A 20999-nucleotide genomic window follows, 5' to 3' on the forward strand; every position below is an offset into this window, starting at 1 on the left:
CAAAAAAAGCCGAGAATAATTCCCGACTTTTACTTTTTACTTGGTTATTTTTACTTGGCTCTTATTGATTAAAACCTTCAATAATTTTAGAAAAATCTTCTAATTTTAACGCAGCTCCACCAATTAAACCACCGTCAATATCGGGTTGAGAGAAAATTTCTTTCGCATTATCTGGTTTTACCGAACCTCCGTAAAGAATAGAAATTTCATCCGCAACTTCTTGTCCGTATTTAGCAGCGATAAGACTTCTGATGTGTGCGTGGATTTCTTGTGCTTGTTCTGGAGAAGCAGTTTCACCAGTTCCAATTGCCCAAACTGGTTCGTAAGCGATTACCACTTTTTTAATTTCTTCAGCAGAAAGCGTGAAAAGAGCAGTTTCTGTTTGGTTTTTCACCACTTCAAGATGTTGACCAGCTTTTCTTTGTTCTAAAGTTTCTCCGTTGCAATAAATAGGAGTTAACCCTTTATCTAAAGCCAATTTCACTTTTCTGTTGCAGTGAGAATCTGTTTCACCATGGTATTGTCTTCTTTCGCTGTGACCAATGATAGAACCGTCTGCTTCGATAGATTGTAACATATCTGCAGAAATTTCACCCGTGTAAGCGCCACTTTCGTATTCGCTCATGTCTTGTGAAAAAACGCCTACTTCGTTATTTTCGAAAATATCTCTTGCCATCATTAAGTACAATGAAGGCGGTGCAATCCACACTTCGCAGTTGGTGGCATTTGCTTTTTTATAATCTAATAATTGAGCCATTAATTGTTGAGCATCAATTACATTTTTGTTCATTTTCCAGTTTCCTGCTACAATGTTTTTTCTCATTTCTATAAAGTATTGAGGTTAAATTTTAAATTTTTGCAAATTTCTGAATTTTTAAAGATTAACAGAAATATTATGGTATGAATTGAATCAGTTTTAATGAATTTTTTTCGTAGATTTTATTGATTTTCGGAGATTTACTTAAAATAAATCTAGAATCTAATTACCAACTACCAACTACCAATTACCAATTACCAATTATCAATTACATTTTCCAAATGGTTTTCATCAAAGAGTAGAAATCATGCTCTCTGTCTGAAACGTTGGTGTCTGCTTTGATGAGTCTTTTTGCAAATTGTTTAAATTCTTTACGTTCTTTTTCGGTAGAATCGTCTAGAAAACAATGTGCCTGAAACTCAAAATGGTCTTTCCAATCGCTAGGTTGAAGTGCAGAAATCACTTCTAACTCGTTATCTAAATTCACATGGAACGGAAATTCTTCTTCTAGATATTCTCTGATGACTTTTTCTTCGCCTGCATGAAATTTATAATCTACAGCCGAAAGAATCATCAATAAATGATATCCTGCGATGGATTTGTTGGTTTTTCTCATAAAATGTTTTTTTTAGTTTATTCTTTTGGAATAACTTGATTCATGTACTCAATTAGACTTTTCTTTTCTACAATTTTTCCGTTTTCTAGAATCAAAACAAAAGGATTGCTTCTTGCAATAGTTTTGATGGCAGTTCCGTCCATTGTTAAACTTTTCACCTTTTTAAAAAATGATTTTTGAGTTGAAACGCCATAAAATTCTGATTTTGGATTTAATTCTTTATAATTGAAAATGAAATCTTCAATTCCGTATTCAAGAAAATTTTTATCATTTTCTTTTATTTTTTCTGGTGCGTATGAAAAGAAAATAACAACTTTTGGTAAATGAAGAATTTGGTCGGTCAAATCATTTTCGTTTTCATCTTCTAATTTAAATTTATCGATAGAAGACTGATAGCCTTGCTTCACCAAAACAGACACTTCTTTTCCTTTTTGAATTTGCCAAGGCGTTCCTTCTTCCCAATATTCTTTTTGGTTCACAAAATCATCTTGTCCTACCACTTTTTCTTCGCCAGTTTTGGTATTTTTCATGGTGTAAGAAGTTTTGTATTCTGAAGGATTAGCCGCGATTTTTTGTTTCTCAAGATTTAAATCGGTTCCAATTTTATAATCTCTGAAATCAATCAAAGGTTCGTGTGCAATTCCGTAGTAAATGATGAAAGCAGAAATTAAAATTCCAATCCCAAGAAATGGCATTTTTAGAAATCCATTTTCGTTATGTAATGTCTCTGATTTTTTATTTAAAATCCATAAAATAAGTAAACCGAAAAGCAACGTAATGTCTTTCCAGAAGCTTTGCCAAGGTGTGAATTTTATCGCATCTCCAAAACAACCGCAATCTGTAACTTTGTTATAATAAGCCGAATAAAACGTGAGAAATGCAAAGAAAACGCACAATGCAATTAATGAAATGAGTGTGCATTTTAGCTTCATTTTCAACAAAAGCATTAGTCCTAAAATCAACTCTAATGCTACTACGAAAATTGCAATTTCTAAAGTGAAATTCTGTAAAAAAGTCAAATTAAAAACGTCTGGCGAAAAATATTCTTCGAGTTTAAAAGAAAAACCTTTTACGTCTATCGCTTTCACAAAGCCAGATGCAATGAAAATAACGGCAATAATGTATCTTAAAATTCTTTTCATTTGATTTTTGTTTTTTTTAGGCTGAGCGGAGTCGAAACCTTATTTTTTTTCTTCCGAAAACTTTATGAGACAGAAAACTGCATAATTCAGCATGTCATAATAATTAGCGTCTAAACCTTCTGAAACCAAAGTTTTTCCCTGATTGTCTTCAATTTGTTTCGTGCGAAGAACTTTTTGATAAATTAAATCGGTGATAGATGAAATTCTCATTTCGCGCCAAGCTTCACCATAATCGTGGTTTTTACGAAGCATTAAATCTTTTGCTTTTTGAGCGTAATCATCATATAATTTCAGAATTTCGGTTCTGTCTTCGTCTAAATTTTCAGAAAAACCTTTCTCCAACTGAATTAAACCAATAATAGAGTAGTTCACAATCGCAATAAACTCATCTTCTTCGTGTTCATCTACCATTTTTACGTCTGTCATCTGTAAAGTACGGATTCTATTGACTTTTATATAAATTTGATCGGTAATAGAACTCGGTCTTAAAACACGCCAAGCTGCACCATAATCTTGTAATTTTTTAGAAAATAAATCACGACATTGACTAATGACTTCGCTAAATTGTAAAGCTGTATTTTGCATGGAATTTTTTGAAAAATTGATGTGTAAAGATAAGGATTTACCTCAAAAAAAGAAATTTATTAATTTTGTTTCTCTCGCAAATTTTGCAGATTAAGCAGATTAAATCAGCTAAATTGGCTTAATCTGCGAGATGTTATTTCTCCAATTTATGAATCTTCTTCGTTCCTTCATACATTTCGTATTGCAAGAAACGGCATTCTAATTTTCCGTTGAACAATTTTATTTTTCTGGAAGGTCTTAAACCTACATTTTTCACACCTTCCAAATCAGAAGAAATCATCCAAGCCAAAGTATTTGGATATTTTTGTTTAAAAGTATCGCCAATTTTCTTGTAAAAATCGGGTTGGTTAATCGCAATTCTCTCATCATAAGGTGGATTGAAAACCATCAACAATGGGAACATATCTTTTTCAGATTCAAAGAAATTCTGTTTTTTTACTTCAATTACATCTTCCATTTCGGCGGCTTCTATGTTGATTCTCGCAGCATTCAGCATTCTTGCATCAATATCGTAACCTACGATTTTTCCTGTAAATTCCTTAATTCTGTTGATTCTAAATTCTTTGATTTTTGCAAACAATTCAGTATCATAATTTTTCCAATTTTGGAAAGCGAATTTCTTTCTGAAAATTTGCGCTGGTAAATCCATTGCGAGCATCGCTGCTTCTATCAAAAGTGTTCCACTTCCGCACATTGGATCAAGGAAATTTCCTTTTCCGTCCCAACCAGCCAATTGCAACATTCCCGAAGCTAAGACTTCATTAATCGGCGCTTCTCCTTGTTCTTTTCGGTAACCACGTTTAAATAAAGGATCTCCAGAAGAATCTAAAGAAATCGTTACCAATTCTCTGTCGATATGAAGGTGAAATTTAATATCAGGATTTTTAGGGTCTACATCTGGTCTGCGTCTTTCTTTCATCACGAAATAATCACAAATTGCATCTTTCATTTTCAAGGCTACAAATTGTGAATGCGTGAACGTTTCAGAATAAACCGTAGAATCTATGGCAAAACTTTGGTCTACACTCATCACGGTTTCCCAAGGAAAATCGAAAACTTTATCGTAAAATTTATTTTCGTTCCATGCTTTGAAAGTTGCAATAGGAACCAAGATTTTGACAGCGGTTCTCGCAGAATAATTGATTTTGTATAGAAAACCAAGGTCGCCTTCACAGTTTACAGCGCGGTTTTTAACCTCTACTTTTCTTCCACCTAACTTTTTAATTTCTTCGGCAAGAACTTCTTCTAAACCAAAAAATGTTTTTATCTGAATTTTTAAATTTTCTGTATCCATTTTAATCTTCTTCTACGTTGAAACCTATTTTTCTGTGTGGTTTTTCTTTAATAATATAAGCTTGAAATTCTTTTTTCATGGCTTCAATTCTCGCTGCAAAGACATCATAATCATTGGCTGAAACTTCTCTGATGAACTGCTGAACTTCGTTTAAATATTCATCGGTCAATTTACTGGCGCATTCTATGAAACTGGCTTCTAGAATTGATTTTTCAATTTTGCAAGCATGAGTTTTCTTACGCAAATATACATTTCTGAGACGTTTTTTTACACTTTGGGTGAAATCAATCATCATAGTATTGCTAAAGAGTTTCATGCGTTTTGCATAGTCACTCCAATATGGTTTTTTGTCTGCGCCATTGTGTTTTAAAATTTTCATCAAAATGGCGTCTTCAGATAAGTTGAGCGTCATGTATTGCATAATCATTTGTGCTCTTTCATCTTCATTAGGTGGGAAAACTGGAATTTTTATATCAAATCTTCCTGGTGCAAAAACCTCGTTATCTATTCCAGCCAAATTATTAGCGGCAACTACCATCAATAACTCTTCGTTTACAAATTTATGAATCGAATGAAGAATAATGTCTTTGGTAGATTTGTTTTCTGAAAAAATGCTGTCGTCAATGGGTTTTTCTTGAGCAATTTCGTGGAAGTTTTCTAAAAATAGCAAGACTTTATCTTCCTTCATCATTGCCGTTAAGTAATCATTGAAATCACTTCTTTTTCCGTTGATAAAACTGGTTCTCAAATAAGAATTCATGACTTCCTTGAACTCATAATTGATGATTTCTGCGATTTTTCTTGCCCAAAAAATTTTTCCACTTCCTTGTGGACCATATAAAATGATTCCAGCAGGTTTTTGGATGCCCCAATCTTTGGTCTGAGTCTCATCAATAAACGGATTCAGCATTTCTGTGATGTAGAAATATAAATCTCTATAGCCAATGAAATCTCGCTGAGTTAATGAGGTTAAATGCCCGAAATAGTCATAAACGAAACTGTAATTCCCTCCCAATTTATTGTCTATGCCGAAACTAGAAACCGATGATTTATACAAGCCGTTTTCGAATAAATTGGGTTTATTTTTTTTAATAATTGCTTCTACTTTTTCTACGGGCTGTTGGATTTCTGAAGCAATTTGAGTAGAAGATTTTTCCTCTACTAAGTCTTTTTCGTATTTCTTCAAAAACTTAACGTTTTCTCTAGCGAATTTGGCAAAATCATCCTTTACTTCAAGATTTGGAAAAAGACATTCTGAAAGGTCTAAATCAAAATCCTCGATGAAGTTTTTAAGAGATTCTGTGGTAACTCCCAATTCTTGAGCTAATTCTGTGATTTTTTGCGGCATATTTTCACTTTAATGCGTAAAAATACGGAAATTTTGTGGGATTATTTTTTGTTCTTTTCTTCAATCCACTTACTCAGGTACTTAGTGCTTTGTAACGTGTGATGTTGAAGAATTTGACCTAAAAAATTTTGGTTTCTGTGTGATTCTAAATTCTCAGAAATTTCTTGAATTTTATGAATAAAATTGGGCTCAAAAAGTTCTTTTTTGAATCTGTTTTCTATAATGTTGAAGCCATTTTCTTGGGATTTTTGCCAAATATTTTCGTCCTGATAGAGTAGAACTGCTTTTTCTACAAATTCTGTTTCGTTATCGGTAATAAAACCATTCCAGTCAAGGTTTCCATGCATCGCTTCTGCACCAACTGCGGAAGTAACATTGGGTAATCCAAATTGCATGCTTTCGAGCAATTTACCTTTGATTCCAGCTCCAAAAGGAATGGGTGCAAGTAAAACTTTTGCTTGGTTAAAAACATATTCCACATTTTCGGCTCTTCCTTTGATGATGAAACCTTCTTTTTCATTATGCAACTGAAAGACTTTTTCACTTGCGTAAGCACCATAAATTTGAATTTCGGCTTCTGGAAGTTGGTTTTTGATGTCTTTCCAAAGTTTTTTCAACTGAAGAACCGTTTGCCAATTCGGTTCGTGCAAAAAATTACCGATGCTGATAAAGTTCTTTCTTTCGGAAAAAGAAGTTTCAGGGTTTTTAACCTCTCCAAAAAGTGGAATGTAAAAGAGAATATTCTCATCAATTCTAAACTTTTCGATGAGTAAATTTATCTCAAATTCAGAAATAATGAGGGATAAGTCACATCTTAAAATGGAAGCTATTTCACGTTTGAAAACATCATTGATTAAATCTGAGTTTTCTAAAAATTTATTTTGTCTAAAAGCTTTTTCTCTGGCGTTTCTTAGGAAATGTAAATCCTCAGTGTCAAGAATTTTTACGGCATTCGGAACTTGCTCTGAAACCCTCCACCCGAATTGTTCTTCGGTAGTGAATCTGTCAAAAACAACTATATCTGGATTTAGATTTTTGATGAGTTCATCAAAACTGCTGTCATTGAGTAAAATGTTTTGAAACTGAATGTTTTTAGAGCTTAAGTCAAAACTATTTTCTGAAATAGTAGCGGTGGAAAGAAATGTAATTTGATAATTTTGAGTTAAGAATAAATCCATCAATTGAATCATTCTAGAACCGGCAGCTGTAGAATTAGGCTCTGGAAAAACCTTGCCAATAATTACCAAATTTTTCATGGTTCAAAAATATTGAAAACTAAGCTGATATAAAACAAAAAAGAGAAACCATTTCTGATTTTTAGTTCGTGAGCGTAATTTTTATTTTGAATTGAGACCGTTCCGATTTAGAAAATCGGAATGCTCTATTCAGTTGAGTTTTCAATTAATTTTTTGATTTTGATTTTACTTTTCCAAGATTTTATTTCTAATTCTCTTTTGTAGGCATCAGATTTATTTTCAAAAACCTCAGAGTAAATAATTTTCCAGTCTTTGACTTTAGAAGTGTAGCCTTTATGATCAGACAAGTGTTTTCGTAATCTTTCATCAAGGCTTTCGCAAGTATGACCGATGTAGAATTTGTCTAAAGATTCAGAATAAAGAATATAAGTAAAACACATGAAGTAAATATAAACAAAAAAGAGAAACTATTACTAATTTCTCTTTGATGAGTGTTTAATGGATTAATAATTTTTGACCGTCCCGATTTTCTAAATCGGGATTCTTTATCTAGCAGAGATTTTGGTTATTTTTTGATTTAAGAACAAAAAAAAAGAGAAATCATTTTTGATTTCTCTTTCGTGAGCGCGTCAGGATTCGAACCTGAGACCGTCTGCTTAGAAGGCAGATGCTCTATCCAGCTGAGCTACGCACCCGAAGTTTTTAAAAAGGTTTCTCTCGAGACCGTTCCGATTAAAATCGGAATGCTCAATTTAGCTGAGCTACGAACCTTAATTTTCTTAAAATTTTCGATTTTTTTTGTCGGGGTGGCAGGATTCGAACCTGCGACCTCCTGGTCCCAAACCAGGCGCGATGACCGGACTACGCTACACCCCGAATTTCTTGGTTGCGGAGGGTAAGGGATTCGAACCCTTGCGACCCTTGCGAGTCGACAGTTTAGCAAACTGCTCCGTTAACCACTCCGGCAACCCTCCTTGCAAATTCTTTTAAGAACTTCTCTTCCGTAATTGCGAGTGCAAATATAGGACAGTTTTCCTTAATAACCAAAAAAAAATTGCTAAAAATTTTCGTATTTTTGAATAAATAATCTTTTAAAAAATCAATAAAATGCGTAATTCATTATATTTCATAGGTTTAGCATCTTTAATTATTTCTTGCGGATCGCAAAAAGAAATTGCAAAACCTAATAATTTACCTCAGCCCACGACATCTACGATACCAAAACCTCCCAAACCGGAGATAAAACATGATGTACATGGCGACTATTTTACAGTAAATATAGCCGACCCAACTAAAAATGATAATACCATCAGTTATGGATCTTTGGTAGGAGCAAAACCAGAAGGTTATAAAGTAACCAGAAATCATTTTCCTGCCATTGCACAAAATTTCAGACAGAAATATGTGATTTTACATTACACAGCTTTGGATCATGATAAATCTGTGAGGGTTTTAACAACTCAAGCCGTAAGTTCTCACTATTTGGTGAATGATTCTACCGATATAGAAATTTATCAATTGGTAGACGAAAATAAAAGGTCTTATCACGCAGGAATCAGTTCATGGAGAAAAGATGCAACGCTTAATGATACTTCTATTGGTATAGAAATCGTGAATGAAGGTTTTAAAGTAGTTGACGGAAAAAGAGTTTTCGTTCCGTTTCCAGAGCATCAAGTGAAAAAAGTAGCAGCTTTGGTACAAGATATTATTGCTCGTTATCAGATTCCACCTACGAATGTTTTAGCGCATTCTGATATTGCGCCAACTCGCAAACAAGACCCCGGTCCATTATTTCCTTGGAAAAAATTATATGACGAATACGGAATAGGAATGTGGTATGATGATGCTACAGTTCAAAGTTTCCAATCTCAAATCATTCCAGAAGAATTTAATTCAAAAATCAATGAGATGGCTTTTGTGATGAAAGTACAGATTGCCCTAAAACAATTTGGCTATGGAATTACAGAAACAGGAGTTTGGGATGATGCTACAAAGAAAACTATTGAGGCTTTCCAATATCATTTTAGACCACAAAATTACGATGGAAAAATAGATATAGAAACGTGGGCAATTTTACAAGCTCTCATTCAGAAATATCCGAATAAATAATTAAGAAATAAGAAATTAATGCAGACGAAATTAGTATTAAAAACTAAAAATTTTACAGATAAAAACGGGTACACTTATCAACAAGTAGAAGGAGATGAAACGGGTGTAAGAATTTACAAATTAAACAATGGATTAACGGTTTATTTGGCTCAAAATGACGATGCTCCTAGAATCCAAACCTATATTCCAGTAAGAACAGGAAGCAATAATGATCCATCAGACAATACAGGATTGGCGCATTATTTAGAGCATATGATGTTCAAAGGAACGAGCAAATTAGGAACGTTGGATTGGGAGAAAGAAAAAGTATTATTAGACCAAATTTTTGATTTGTACGAACTGCACAAATCCGAGCAAAATCCAGAAAAAAAGAAAGAAATTTATAGAAAAATAGACGAAATTTCTCAAGAAGCCAGTCAATATGCGATTGCCAATGAATATGATAAAGTCATTTCTTCTCTTGGCGCTACAGGAACCAATGCTCACACTTGGTTAGACGAAACCGTCTATAAAAATAACATTCCAAATAATGAATTGGAAAAATGGCTCAAAATAGAAAAAGAGCGCTTTTCTGGTTTGGTTTTAAGGCTTTTTCATACTGAGTTAGAATCGGTTTACGAAGAATTTAATCGTGCACAAGATAACGATGTGAGGTTGGTAAATTATGCACTCATGGAAGCCCTTTTTCCGAAACATCCTAATGGTCAACAAACCACTTTGGGGAAATCTGAGCATTTGAAAAATCCTTCTATGAAGGCTATTCATCAATATTTCAATGATTTTTATGTGCCTAATAATATGGCGATGGTTTTGGTTGGAGATTTAGATTTTGAAGAAACCATTCTTTTGGTGGATCAATATTTTGGAAAATTTGAGTACAAAGAACTTCCGAAGAAAGAAAAAATTATAGAAGAACCTCAAACTGAAATTGTAGAAAGAATTGTAAAAAGTCCTTCTGCGCCTAGATTAAACATCGCTTGGAGAACAGATTCTTATGGAACAAAAGAAGAGCATTTGGCAGAAATGGTGGCTCAAATTCTCTCCAATTCTGGCGAAGCAGGTTTGCTAGATTTAAATATCAACCAAAAACATAAAGCACTCAGAAGTTATGCTTATGAACTCGGTTTTAAGCAATACGGATTGTTCTCGCTCATGATTGTTCCGAAGGAAAATCAATCTTTAGAAGAGGCAGAACAACTGCTTTTGGCAGAGATAGAAAAAGTGAAAAATGGTGATTTCCCAGATTGGTTAATTCCTGCGATTATCAATGATATGAAATTGCAGAAAATCAGAAATCTGGAAACTGCAGATGGTTTAGCAACAGCGCTTTACGGAATTTATATCAATGACAGAACTTGGGAAGAAGAACTTTCGGAAATTGAGAAATTTGAGAAAATTACCAAGCAAGAAGTGGTAGATTTTGCACAAAAATTCTTCCAAAAAAATTATGTGATCGTCAAAAAACTGCGTGGCGAAAACGAAAATCTTATTCGAGTAGAAAATCCGGGAATTACTCCTGTTAAAATCAATAGAGAAGCACAATCTGAGTTTTTGACCGAAATTCTTCACCAAAAATCTTCAGAAATTACTCCGAAATTCATTGATTACAAAAATATGATTGAGGAAACTCAAATTGGAGATAAAAAAATCAGTTTTGTCAAAAATAAGTACAATCACATTGCGCAGTTGCATTTGATTTATAAAATCGGAACAGACCATGATAAAGAGCTTTTCTTAGCGGTGCAAGTTTTGCAATATTTGGGAACTTCTCGTTTTTCGGCGGATCAATTAAGTCAAGAGTTTTTCAAATTGGGAATCAGCAATGATTTCAAAACGTATGACGACCAAATGATTATTTCGCTTACTGGTTTTGAGGAAAATCTAATCAAAGGTTTTGAACTTTTAAAACATTGGATTACCGAAGTAAAACCAGATGATGAAGTCTATGAAAGTACGATAGAATTGATTTTAGAAAGCAGAAATGTTGCTAAAAAAGACAAATCAAGAATCATGACGGCATTAAGTCATTATGCTAAATTTGGTGAAAATTCTAGATTCAGAGATGTAATTCCTGAAGAAAAATTGAGAGCGATTAAAATTGAAAATCTCACAGAAAAAGTGAAAAGCTTGACTCAATTGCCTTATGAAATTTTCTTCTACGGTAAAGATTTTGATGGGTTCAAGGAAAAAATTCAGCCGTTGTTAGAAAAAGCAACACTCACCATTCCAAAGCCGAAAATTTATCAAGAATTGGAAACGCAAGGAAAAGTTTTCTTTACCCATTATGATATGGTACAAATGGAAATGAGTAAAATTGGTAGGGCTTCTCAACTGAACACCGAAAACTATGGGAAAATCAATGTTTTTAATGAATATTTTGGCAGAGGTTTGTCGTCTATAGTTTTTCAAGAACTCAGAGAAAGTAAGAGTTTAGCGTATTCTGCGTATGTAAATTACTCTACTGCTACTTATTTGGATAGACATAATTACGTGGTAAGTTACATTGGTACACAAGCCAATAAATTGCATTTAGCAGTAGAGGCGATGGCGGATTTAATGCAAGATTTGCCTCAAATTCCTACGCAATTTAATAATGCTAAAAATTCTGCGCTGAAACAAATTGCTTCTACCCGAATTACCAGAACCAATATTTTCTTTAATTTTTTAAATCTTAAAAAAATAGGAATAGATTATGATATTAGAGAAAAAATTTACCACGAAATAGAAAATCTACAGTTAGAAGATTTAACTCAATTTTACAATCAAGAAATAAAACCCATCTCTTATAACGTTGCGATAATGGGCAAAAAAGAAAATTTAGACCATTCTGCGATTGAAAACTTAGGAGATTTTCAAGAACTGAGTTTAGAAGAAATTTTTGGATATTAAAACTGAAAATATTATAAAATCAGGTAGTTATAGTGTAACAATTACAAAATTTAATAGACTTACCTTTGTATAACTCTACAGAGGTAAGAGTAAATTTCATCATTTGTGTTTGGCCTCAGAAGAAATTCTGAGGCTTTTTTTATGTTTAGATTATACAAAAAGAACGCACCTTTTGGCGCGTTCTTACTAAAATATTTATCGAAAATTATTTCACAATTTTCATTTCGTCTAATAACCATCTTGCTCCAGCAAATTTATCGATGATAAATAAAATATACTTGGTCTGAACCATAATATTTCTGCTGAATCTAGGGTCAAAATTAATGTCACTCATCGTACCTTCCCATTGTCTGTCAAAATTTAAACCGATAAGGTTTCCTTTTTTGTCAAGAGCTGGACTTCCTGAGTTTCCACCAGTGGTGTGATTGGTTGCGGTAAATGCTAATGGAATTTTTCCTGCAGCATTTTTATAATCGCCATAATCTTTGGTGTTGTACAACTGAATTAATTTTTGTGGAACATCAAATTCATAATCTCCCGGAACATATTTTTCCATTACACCATCTAAAGTGGTTTCATAGTGGTAAGAAATCGCATCTGCAGGATTAGAACCTTTCACTTTTCCGTAAGTTACTCTGAGTGTAGAATTCGCATCTGGGAAAAATTTTCTTTCGGTATCTGTAGCCATCATTTGCGCTAAATATTTCTTTTGCAAAGCGTCTATTTTGCTTTGTAAACCTACATATTGAGCATCTGCTTTAGTTACATAAGTTTCTCTCATTTTGGTTAAAGTCTGATAAATAGGGTCAGCTTTCAGAGTTTTTACCAATTCTGGAAGATTTGAGAAAACTTGGTCAATATTAGAATAAACGGTAGCTCCGTTTACCGAATTTCTACCTGAAATCACAGAATTTCTGCTCCAGTTTTCAAGAACTTGAAGATTTTGGTTCACATCTTTGAATTGAGCAAAACCTTCTGGTAAAAAGTCTGGTGCGGTTTTATTTGCATATAAAGCCAAAAGTTTAGCGGTTACTTTAGCATCTAATTCTCCGTCATAATCTTTGTAGAATCCAGAAAGTCTGTTTTTGAATCCTTGAACTGCTTTGTTATCTACTTTCCCCGCTTCATAATTTTGTACAAAAGCATAAAACTGATTTGCCAACGTTAATGTTTCAGCATTTCTTAGAATTTCGCTGTAATAAGCATTGTTCAAAGCATAAGGTGCTTGTTGGTCATACAGTTTTTTAAATTCATCTAGAGACGTTTTAATTTCTGAATTTTTAGCCACTAAAGAACTTTCATAAGCTTGTTTTTTGGCAACAGCGTTTGATTTTTTAAGACCTTTTGTTTCGCCAATCCATTTTTTCCAATAATTGGCAACTGAAGCGTATTTAGAAGCATATTTAATTCTGGTAGCATCATCTGCACGCATTTTTTCGTCAAGAGTTTTCAGAGCGATGTCTCTTACTTCAATTCTCGCAGGATTGGTATCTGTGATGATTTTTTCAATCGCTACACTTGGCAAATATTCATTGGTTCTACCCGGAAATCCGAAAACGAAAGTGAAATCATTTTCTTTAATGTCTTTTACAGAAATCGGTAAGAAATGTTTTGGCGTAAAAGGAATGTTGTCCTTAGAATATTCCGCTGGTTTGTTGTTTTTGTCAGCATAAATTCTAAACATAGAAAAATCACCAGTATGTCTTGGCCAAACCCAGTTATCCGTATCAGAACCGAATTTACCAATGCTTTGTGGTGGAGCTCCTACTAATCTGATGTCTTTATAGGTTTCTACTACAAATGCGTAATATTTATTACCTGCAAACATAGGTCTTACAATAATACTTTGATAAGATTCTATTTTTTGAGATTTCTTGTAAGCGTCTATATTTTCATTGATTTTTTTAGTCAATTCTGCTCCGCTTAATGATGAAGTATTGCCTAAAATATCTTGAGTAATTTCTTTAATATCTGTAACGAAATCTACGGTAACGCCAGGATTTGGCAATTCTTCGCCCATGTTTTTTGCCCAAAATCCATTGGTCAATAAATCATTTTCTACGGTAGAATGGCTTTGGATGTTATCATAACCGCAGTGATGATTGGTCAATAATAAACCTTTCGGTGAAATAATTTCTGCGGTACAACCTCCGTCAAACTGAACTACAGCGTCTTTAATACTCGGTTTTTCAGTGTTCCAAATGTCTTGGGCTTTGATTTTCATTCCCAGAGATTTCATCTCTTTTTCATTAATTTCAGTAGGAATCCACATTCCTCCGTATTGCTGACCAAAAAAAGCAGCAGCCTGAAATAATGTCGCTATAATAAACGTTTTCTTAAGCATTAATTCATATTTTTAAAATGAGTGCCTAAAATTAATCAAAAAATATCATCATCTCACAATTTTGAAAGCATTTAACATAATTGTATAAAACATTTGGAAACGTGTCCATCTATCTTTGCCTTAACCAAATCACAAAATTTTTACAAAATGACTACACATCACACCGAAGATAGATTACAGCATTATGAATTTGACCAATATACAGTAACCACCAATTTTGCAACTTATGAAGATGCGGTAAATTATGCTAATGAACACCAAGGTGAATTGGTAGAAGTAGGTTTTACAGATGGTTCTGATAATCCTACACCCAATGATTTGGCGAAGTTGGTAGAAAGTAAAAAACCTTTTAAGGTAGAATTACCTGATCATCCCAATTATAGAGTGCTTTATTCTGATGCAGAAGGATTTCAAGAAATGGCAGACCAAATTCTTTTTGACATGAAAAAAGCAGAAAATGATATGTTGCCAGAAGATATTTTGTCTGACCAAAATATTGCACCAGGAGATAGAATTATTATCACAGATGAAAGCGGTGTAAATACCGTAACGACTAGAGAAAGAATAAAGTTTTTAATGCGAGGAAATGTTTACGAACTTGCCGTAAAAACAAATAACATTTAAACAGACAAATTTACTTCATATTTTCAGTATTTGATTTTTAGACAGACAGTAAGCCTTCAGTTTTTGGAGGCTTTTTTTAGTGAGAAATCGCTGCAGTTTCTACGGTTTCTATATTAATCATTTGAAGCTGAATGTGTCTGTCATGTGCTTTATTTTTGAAATCTGAAATAATTTCTAAAACATCATGGTCTATGAAATGAATTTCGGAGCCGTCAATAGTTAATTGGGAATAAGCAGGAACTTTATCCAAAGCATTTTTAATCTTTACTTTATTGATGAAGGTTACATTGCTGTGAAGTTTCAATTTATATTGGTTAATCCCTTGAAAATGCGTTTTTTCTATGTCGTAGTTTTCTTTGAAATTTTCTTTGATGATGTAATAAATAGAAATCAATAAACCGATAGAAACTCCAATGAGTAAGTCTGTTACAAGAATAATAATAATGGTGGCGATAAATGGTATAAACTGTTTTAAACCGAGTTTAAAGAGGTGTTTATAAATCTCCACTCTCGTAAGTCCAAAACCTGTAATAATCAAAATAGCAGATAAAGAAGCGTATGGAATCATGTTAATGAAAAACGGAATCAGCAATACAGAGAGTAATAAAAATATTCCATGCATGAAGGCTGAAACTTTAGTTTTTGCGCCAGCTTCTATATTTGCAGAACCTCTTACAACTACTGCAGTAAGAGGAATTGCGCCTACAAGTCCACAAAGGAAATTACCAATTCCTTGTGCAATCAATTCACGATTTACAGGGGTTATTCTGTTGTGGCGGTCGAGTTTATCCATCGCTTCAATACAAAGCAAAGTCTCTAGCGTGGCCAAAATTCCTATGAGAATCCCGTCTTTCCAAATTTCTTGATTGCTCAGAATTTTAGAAAATTCAGGGAATTTAATTTCTGCAAACATATTTTCTGGAATATTCACTAATTGATTAGGTTTCAAAGCATAAGAAGAACCGAAATAATTCATTAAAAAATTGATAAATATTCCAAAAATAACCACCAAAAGTGGAGCAGGAATCTTATTGAATTTTTGAAACTGTGGTTTTTTCATCAGAATTAAAATCACTAAAGAAATTACAGAAATAAAAACCGCACCTCTGGTAATATGAGAATTAAATTCAACTAAGTTTCCTAAGAAATTTTTAGAAGTGAAGATTTGTACAAAACCACTCGTCCAAAAATCGGGTTGATTATAACCTAAAGCCAATGGAATTTGTTTAGAAATCAAGATGATTCCTATAGCAGCCATCATTCCTTTAATCACAGAACTTGGGAAATAACTGGCAAAAACGCCCAGTTTTAAAACGCCTAATAAAATTTGAAAAAGTCCAGCAATAATTACCGCCAATAAAAAGGTTTGAAAATCTCCTAGACTGATGATAGAAACGGCGACAACCGTGGTGAGACCTGCAGCAGGACCAGAAACAGCTAAATCTGAACCACTCAGAACTCCTACTACAATTCCACCGATAATTCCTGATAAAATACCCGAATAAAGTGGCGCTCCAGAAGCTAATGCAACACCTAAACACAAGGGAAGTGCAACTAGAAAAACCGTGAGACCTGCTGATAAATCGTGTCTCTTAAACATTAACCAATAATACTTAAACGTTCTATCAAGATGCAAATCCATTTTTTCTAAATTTTAATACAAATTTATGAAAATTTAAAACTTTGCCCGGAGAAAGTTATAAAATGTTAATTCTGTATAAAATCAAGAAAATATTATAAAATACTAAGCGCTTGTTTAATCTAATTTTGTACTGTAAAATCATGCTTAGTTTTAATCACATACTGCAACTGTTTATTCTGGCGATACCTATTGCTTGTATCGCTTGGACAGTCACGCATGAAGAAATTTTCAAAGAACCGCGAGAATATTGTCAAAAAAGAGTAGAAAACGCAACTTCACTCTCGGAGAAAAAGTTTTTTTATCTCTTTACCTGTGAGTATTGTTTTAGTCATTATGTGACGATATTTTTCTTGTTGATCACAAATTTCACCTTGTTCTTTGAAGATTGGCGAGGATATCTCATTGCAGGATTTTCATTGGTTTGGATAGCCAATATTTACATGAGCTTATTTGGTTTCTTGAGACAAAACCTAAAAGCCGAAAAAATAGAAGCAAAAATTAAAAATATTGAGTATAACGATTTAAAAAATTAAAAATTAAATGCACTACGGGAAAAAAATATTAGAATTTATGGTAGGAAATTTCAAAATCTACACTGGTTTTGGAAACTACAAACAAGCAGAAGAGTTTGCCCAAAAAACCAATGGCGAACTCACAGAGATTGTATATCATGATGGAAAAATAGAGCCAGAATTTTCAGATAAAGCCAAATTAGTAGAAAAGAAAATGCCGTTCAATGTAGAACTTTCAGAGGATTACACGGTTTTTTATTCTAATGATGAGTTTTTTGAAAAATACACTCCTGCCGAACATGAACAAAATTATGAGTGCGAAAATCAGAATACACTCAATGCTCAAAACGTGATTATTTTTAATGGAGATTATCATAATTCTCCTTGTTTAAAAGAAAGATTAAAGAAACTTGCTAATTCTCATTTTTATGAATTAGCCGTTAAAGTTTCCATTTAAAAGCAAAAGCTCAAGAATTGTCTTGAGCTTTTTTATTTATTTTCAAAAGACAATTAATTGTTGAATTTTAAAAACGCAAAATTTTTCACAGTTAAAAATAAAATCAAAGGAAGCAAAGAGTAAATTCGCTAGCGAATTCAAAAAGCATACGCTTCATGGCGAATAAATTTCGCCGACTTTGCTTGCTTGAAAGATTAAGTAAAATAAAAAATCTTTGCGATTGAAGAATATTGAACAACATCTTTGAAGTTGCTTAGTGCTCTCAAAAACACAAACACATCAACTGTTCTTCGTGAACTTTGTGATAGAAAATATAAGCTTTAACTTTCAATCAAATCCAAAAACTGTTGTTCATCTAAAATCGTAATCGTACCGATGTCTTGTGCTTTTTTGAGTTTGCTTCCCGCTTTTTCTCCAACAACCAGATAGTTGAGGTTTTTAGATACTGCCGAAATGTTTTTTCCGCCATGCTTTTCTACCATTTCTTCGGCTTGTTCACGCGTGAAAAGTGAAAGTTTTCCTGTGAAAAGAAATGTTTTACCTTCTAAGACAGTACTCAAAACTTCTGTGGTATTTTCGCCTTTTTCCAGTTGTACGCCATAACTTCTCAATCGTTCTATCATCTCCCAATTTTCGGGATTTTGAAGATAAGAAACGATGCTTTCCGCAATTTTAGAACCAATGTCTTCTACTTGGCAAAGTTCTTCTTCTGTGGCATTTTTTAAATCATCAATGCTTGGGAAATTCTTCGCTAGTTTTTTGGCAACCGTTTCTCCAACGTGTTTGATGCCAATTCCGTACAATACTTTTTCGTAAGGAATTTGTTTAGATTTTTCTACGCCGTCAATGATATTTTGGGCAGATTTTTCCGCCATTCTTTCCAGCGGAAGCAATTGCTCTTTGCGCAAAGTGTAAAAATCTGCAATGTTGGTCAGTAAACCTTCTCGGTAGAGTTGTTCTATGGTTTCGCTGCCTAAATTTTCTATATTCAAAGCTTTTCTGGAAACGTAATGAATCATTTTTCCCACAACTTGTGGTGGACAATGCGTTTCATTAGGGCAAAAATGAGCAGCCTGATCTTCTAAACGAATCAGCTCACTGCCACATTCTGGACAATGTGTTGCATACTGAACTTCTATAGCAAAAACATTTCGTTTTCCTACATTTACGCCTACAATTTTCGGAATAATTTCTCCGCCTTTTTCTACATATACGAAATCTCCTACATGCAAATCCAGTTTTTTGATAATATCTTCGTTGTGCAGAGAAGCGCGTTTTACAATGGTTCCAGCCAATAGAACGGGGGCCAAATTCGCAACAGGTGTTACTGCGCCAGTTCTTCCCACTTGATAATCGATGCTGAGTAATTCTGTTTCTACTTTTTCAGCTTTAAATTTATAAGCCATTGCAAAACGTGGAGATTTTGCGGTGTAACCCAATAATTGCTGTTGTCTCAGGGAATTTACTTTGATCACAATTCCGTCAATGTCGAAATTGAGTTTCTTGCGTTTCTCGTCCCAGAAATTGATGAAATCTTGTACTTCTTGTATGTTTTTACAGAGTTTGGCGTTTTCAGAAATTTTGAAACCCCAGGTTTTTGCCTGTTGTAGCAGTTCGAAATGTGTTTCCGCAGGATTATTTTCGCTTACAAATTGGTAGAGTACCGCCGAAAGATTTCTCTTTCTCACTTCACCAGAATCTTGCAGTTTTAAACTTCCAGAAGCGGTGTTTCTAGGGTTCATAAAAGCATCATAACCTTCTGCTAATCGTTCTTCATTGATTTTGTTGAAGTTGTTGTGCGTAAGATAAATTTCGCCACGCATGTAAAATCTTTCTGGAAAATTTCCCTGCAACTGAAGCGGAATATCTTTGATGGTCTTCACATTGGCAGTGATTTCGTCGCCTTGGAAACCATCACCTCTGGTTACGGCTTGAGAAAGCTTGCCGTTTTCAAACAAAATGGAAATAGAAGCACCGTCATATTTCAGTTCGGCGACAAATTCTATGTCTTCGGTTTCTAAAATTTTAGAAATTCTAGTGTGCCAATCCTGTAAATCATTGAAATCATAAGAGTTATCCAAAGAATACATTCTGAACTGATGCTGAATTGTAGGGAAGTTTTTGGTGATTTCTCCACCTACTCTCAAAGTAGGAGAATGCGGGTCATAAAACTCTGGGTGCGCTGCTTCTAGTTCTTGCAGCTCCTTGAGTTTGGCATCAAATTCAAAATCAGAAATCGTAGGCTCATCTAACACATAATAATTGTAATTATGCTGATGCAGTTCTTCTCTTAATTCTTCTATTCTTTGTAGGATATGTTCAGGCATTTTCTGTAGAAAGATTTTAGCAAAAATAACTAAAATAGTTGGAAACTGGGTTACCGAAAAGAGTAATGATTTTGCTATTAATTATGAATATATTGCATTAAAAAAATGATTAAATTTGTTGAAAACTAAACTTGAAAACCTCAAATAAAAATACAAATACTTGCAATACTTTAAACAGAGTAGGATATTATTAGTCTCTTTTTCAATTAAGCTTTTTTTATTTGAGAGTTAGTAGAAAACTTACCAAAAATTATGCTAAATCTTGATGCAATAAGAAAATTAATAAATGATTCCCAAATCGAAAAAGAAGGTTTGGGAAAAATTATTAATCCAATCATAGATAAATATAATTTGTCTCAAAAAGAGCGCTTGGAAGTATGTCAAATTGGAAAATTTGTCTATAAAATTGATAGCGAGATTAATATTATTGATAAACCTGAACCACCAAGACCTGACTTTATAATAGAATATAAATCAAAGCTTGTAGGTTTAGAACATACGAGAATATTTACTAAAAATGCCGATAATTACAATCGTACAAAATCTATAATAGATTATTCAGAAACCATATATAAAAAAATGTTTCCAGAAGATAAAGTTTATGGAATTATATCAGTAAATAATGATAATCTTGAATATAAACAGAATGAGAAAAAAGCAATTGCAACCGAAATTGCTAATTATGTTAACTGTGTTAAAAATCAAATTAAAGTTGAAAAGCCAAAATATATTGAGGATGTTAGAACAACAATTCATTCTAAGATAAGTTTTTCTTACAAAGAGAAGAATTGGGAAGCAGAATATTTACCAAAAGAGCGTTTAGAAGAAGCCATTAGAAATAAAGAAGAAAAGCTTTCAATTTACCAAAAAGACGAAAAAGAGATTTCGGAATATTGGTTAGTACTCTTAATAGGTTCTCTTTCGTCGGCGTCATATGAATTAAATGAAAATGAAAATTATAAAATGGATTCTAAGTTTAACAGAGTGTATTTGATGGCGGATATTGATGCAACAATTGTTAGAATAAAATAAACCCCGCTCTCCAAAAATTCCACTCCGTGTCTTTAAAATATACAAGCACAGCAATCTACGCTGTGCTTTTTTATGTAGTCTAAAATCTTCCACAGTTGATAATATTCTATCATTACTACAATAAT

17 protein-coding genes and 3 tRNA genes are annotated in these 20999 nt (G+C 33.3%); 6 read left to right on the forward strand and 14 right to left on the reverse strand.

From position 1 onward, the window contains the following. Window positions 1-61 precede the first annotated feature (61 nt). The 11 genes from tpiA to ACT53I_RS02620 all read right to left on the reverse strand — a co-directional run bounded on the left by tpiA (window position 62) and on the right by ACT53I_RS02620 (window position 7912). Window positions 62-823 carry a triose-phosphate isomerase gene (tpiA, locus tag ACT53I_RS02570; RefSeq protein ID WP_424305848.1) on the reverse strand — a complete coding sequence of 254 codons (762 nt, stop codon included), beginning with the start codon at window positions 821-823 and terminating at the stop codon, window positions 62-64. A 202-nt stretch (window positions 824-1025) separates the two neighbouring features. Then, the gene (locus ACT53I_RS02575; RefSeq protein ID WP_476078296.1) at window positions 1026-1373 is read right to left on the reverse strand and encodes a TerB family tellurite resistance protein; all 348 of its coding nucleotides are present in this window, start codon (window positions 1371-1373) and stop codon (window positions 1026-1028) included. Window positions 1374-1390: 17 nt separating this feature from the next. Continuing rightward, window positions 1391-2515, reverse strand: coding sequence for a BT_3928 family protein (locus tag ACT53I_RS02580; RefSeq protein ID WP_476078297.1), 1125 nt, complete (start codon window positions 2513-2515; stop codon window positions 1391-1393). 39 nt (window positions 2516-2554) lie between these two features. Next, window positions 2555-3100 (reverse strand): DUF1599 domain-containing protein, encoded by a 546-nt coding sequence (locus ACT53I_RS02585; RefSeq protein ID WP_476078298.1) that lies wholly within the window; start codon window positions 3098-3100, stop codon window positions 2555-2557. A 133-nt stretch (window positions 3101-3233) separates the two neighbouring features. Continuing rightward, entirely contained in the window at window positions 3234-4394 is a 1161-nt protein-coding gene (locus ACT53I_RS02590; protein WP_476078299.1) for a THUMP domain-containing class I SAM-dependent RNA methyltransferase, read from the reverse strand. 1 nt (window position 4395) lies between these two features. Then, on the reverse strand, window positions 4396-5742 hold the full coding sequence (locus ACT53I_RS02595; protein WP_476078300.1) for an AAA family ATPase: 1347 nt from the start codon (window positions 5740-5742) through the stop codon (window positions 4396-4398). A 41-nt stretch (window positions 5743-5783) separates the two neighbouring features. Next, window positions 5784-6998 carry a glycosyltransferase gene (locus ACT53I_RS02600; protein ID WP_476078301.1) on the reverse strand — a complete coding sequence of 405 codons (1215 nt, stop codon included), beginning with the start codon at window positions 6996-6998 and terminating at the stop codon, window positions 5784-5786. Window positions 6999-7123: 125 nt separating this feature from the next. Further along, window positions 7124-7378 (reverse strand): GIY-YIG nuclease family protein, encoded by a 255-nt coding sequence (locus ACT53I_RS02605; RefSeq protein ID WP_476078302.1) that lies wholly within the window; start codon window positions 7376-7378, stop codon window positions 7124-7126. Between the two features lie 181 nt (window positions 7379-7559). Beyond that, a tRNA-Arg gene (locus ACT53I_RS02610) sits at window positions 7560-7633 on the reverse strand. 106 nt (window positions 7634-7739) lie between these two features. Beyond that, window positions 7740-7814 (reverse strand) — tRNA-Pro (locus ACT53I_RS02615). Between the two features lie 13 nt (window positions 7815-7827). Beyond that, a tRNA-Ser gene (locus ACT53I_RS02620) sits at window positions 7828-7912 on the reverse strand. A gap of 133 nt (window positions 7913-8045) precedes the next feature. On the opposite strand from ACT53I_RS02620, the gene ACT53I_RS02625 reads away from it, so the two are divergent. Both ACT53I_RS02625 and ACT53I_RS02630 read left to right on the forward strand, forming a co-directional pair. Beyond that, window positions 8046-9047, forward strand: coding sequence for an N-acetylmuramoyl-L-alanine amidase (locus ACT53I_RS02625; protein WP_476078303.1), 1002 nt, complete (start codon window positions 8046-8048; stop codon window positions 9045-9047). 18 nt (window positions 9048-9065) lie between these two features. Then, window positions 9066-11936, forward strand: coding sequence for a M16 family metallopeptidase (locus ACT53I_RS02630; RefSeq protein WP_476078304.1), 2871 nt, complete (start codon window positions 9066-9068; stop codon window positions 11934-11936). Between the two features lie 205 nt (window positions 11937-12141). On the opposite strand, the gene ACT53I_RS02635 is transcribed toward ACT53I_RS02630, so the two are convergent. Continuing rightward, window positions 12142-14280: a S46 family peptidase gene (locus ACT53I_RS02635; protein ID WP_476078305.1), complete on the reverse strand. Its 2139-nt coding sequence runs from the start codon at window positions 14278-14280 to the stop codon at window positions 12142-12144. A gap of 147 nt (window positions 14281-14427) precedes the next feature. Here ACT53I_RS02635 and ACT53I_RS02640 point away from each other — a divergent pair, with 147 nt between their 5' ends. After that, window positions 14428-14904: a hypothetical protein gene (locus ACT53I_RS02640; protein ID WP_476078306.1), complete on the forward strand. Its 477-nt coding sequence runs from the start codon at window positions 14428-14430 to the stop codon at window positions 14902-14904. Window positions 14905-14980: 76 nt separating this feature from the next. Here the strand turns inward: ACT53I_RS02640 and ACT53I_RS02645 are convergent, their stop codons facing one another. Next, window positions 14981-16546, reverse strand: a complete 1566-nt coding sequence (locus ACT53I_RS02645; RefSeq protein ID WP_476078307.1) for a SulP family inorganic anion transporter — start codon at window positions 16544-16546, stop codon at window positions 14981-14983. 353 nt (window positions 16547-16899) lie between these two features. Here ACT53I_RS02645 and ACT53I_RS02650 point away from each other — a divergent pair, with 353 nt between their 5' ends. Both ACT53I_RS02650 and ACT53I_RS02655 read left to right on the forward strand, forming a co-directional pair. After that, window positions 16900-17079: a hypothetical protein gene (locus ACT53I_RS02650; protein WP_476078308.1), complete on the forward strand. Its 180-nt coding sequence runs from the start codon at window positions 16900-16902 to the stop codon at window positions 17077-17079. 7 nt (window positions 17080-17086) lie between these two features. After that, window positions 17087-17515: a hypothetical protein gene (locus ACT53I_RS02655; RefSeq protein ID WP_476078309.1), complete on the forward strand. Its 429-nt coding sequence runs from the start codon at window positions 17087-17089 to the stop codon at window positions 17513-17515. A gap of 320 nt (window positions 17516-17835) precedes the next feature. Here ACT53I_RS02655 and ligA read toward each other — a convergent pair whose 3' ends face one another. After that, on the reverse strand, window positions 17836-19842 hold the full coding sequence (ligA, locus tag ACT53I_RS02660) for an NAD-dependent DNA ligase LigA (protein ID WP_476078310.1): 2007 nt from the start codon (window positions 19840-19842) through the stop codon (window positions 17836-17838). A 252-nt stretch (window positions 19843-20094) separates the two neighbouring features. Here ligA and ACT53I_RS02665 point away from each other — a divergent pair, with 252 nt between their 5' ends. Continuing rightward, window positions 20095-20874, forward strand: coding sequence for a hypothetical protein (locus tag ACT53I_RS02665; RefSeq protein WP_476078311.1), 780 nt, complete (start codon window positions 20095-20097; stop codon window positions 20872-20874). The last annotated feature ends 125 nt before the right edge of the window (window positions 20875-20999 follow it).

This window comes from Cloacibacterium sp. DMC96, from assembly GCF_056313765.1.

Excerpts from the sequence above, each read along its gene's own strand:
- ACT53I_RS02640 (WP_476078306.1), top strand. The coding sequence starts at position 14,428 with ATGACTACACATCACACCGAAGATAGATTACAGCATTATGAATTTGAC.
- ACT53I_RS02600 (WP_476078301.1), bottom strand. The coding sequence starts at position 6,998 with ATGAAAAATTTGGTAATTATTGGCAAGGTTTTTCCAGAGCCTAATTCT.
- ligA (WP_476078310.1), bottom strand. The coding sequence starts at position 19,842 with ATGCCTGAACATATCCTACAAAGAATAGAAGAATTAAGAGAAGAACTG.
- ACT53I_RS02655 (WP_476078309.1), top strand. The coding sequence starts at position 17,087 with ATGCACTACGGGAAAAAAATATTAGAATTTATGGTAGGAAATTTCAAA.
- ACT53I_RS02625 (WP_476078303.1), top strand. The coding sequence starts at position 8,046 with ATGCGTAATTCATTATATTTCATAGGTTTAGCATCTTTAATTATTTCT.
- ACT53I_RS02580 (WP_476078297.1), bottom strand. The coding sequence starts at position 2,515 with ATGAAAAGAATTTTAAGATACATTATTGCCGTTATTTTCATTGCATCT.
- ACT53I_RS02595 (WP_476078300.1), bottom strand. The coding sequence starts at position 5,742 with ATGCCGCAAAAAATCACAGAATTAGCTCAAGAATTGGGAGTTACCACA.
- ACT53I_RS02635 (WP_476078305.1), bottom strand. The coding sequence starts at position 14,280 with ATGCTTAAGAAAACGTTTATTATAGCGACATTATTTCAGGCTGCTGCT.
- ACT53I_RS02590 (WP_476078299.1), bottom strand. The coding sequence starts at position 4,394 with ATGGATACAGAAAATTTAAAAATTCAGATAAAAACATTTTTTGGTTTA.
- ACT53I_RS02585 (WP_476078298.1), bottom strand. The coding sequence starts at position 3,100 with ATGCAAAATACAGCTTTACAATTTAGCGAAGTCATTAGTCAATGTCGT.
- ACT53I_RS02630 (WP_476078304.1), top strand. The coding sequence starts at position 9,066 with ATGCAGACGAAATTAGTATTAAAAACTAAAAATTTTACAGATAAAAAC.
- ACT53I_RS02605 (WP_476078302.1), bottom strand. The coding sequence starts at position 7,378 with ATGTGTTTTACTTATATTCTTTATTCTGAATCTTTAGACAAATTCTAC.
- ACT53I_RS02665 (WP_476078311.1), top strand. The coding sequence starts at position 20,095 with ATGCTAAATCTTGATGCAATAAGAAAATTAATAAATGATTCCCAAATC.
- ACT53I_RS02575 (WP_476078296.1), bottom strand. The coding sequence starts at position 1,373 with ATGAGAAAAACCAACAAATCCATCGCAGGATATCATTTATTGATGATT.
- tpiA (WP_424305848.1), bottom strand. The coding sequence starts at position 823 with ATGAGAAAAAACATTGTAGCAGGAAACTGGAAAATGAACAAAAATGTA.
- ACT53I_RS02645 (WP_476078307.1), bottom strand. The coding sequence starts at position 16,546 with ATGGATTTGCATCTTGATAGAACGTTTAAGTATTATTGGTTAATGTTT.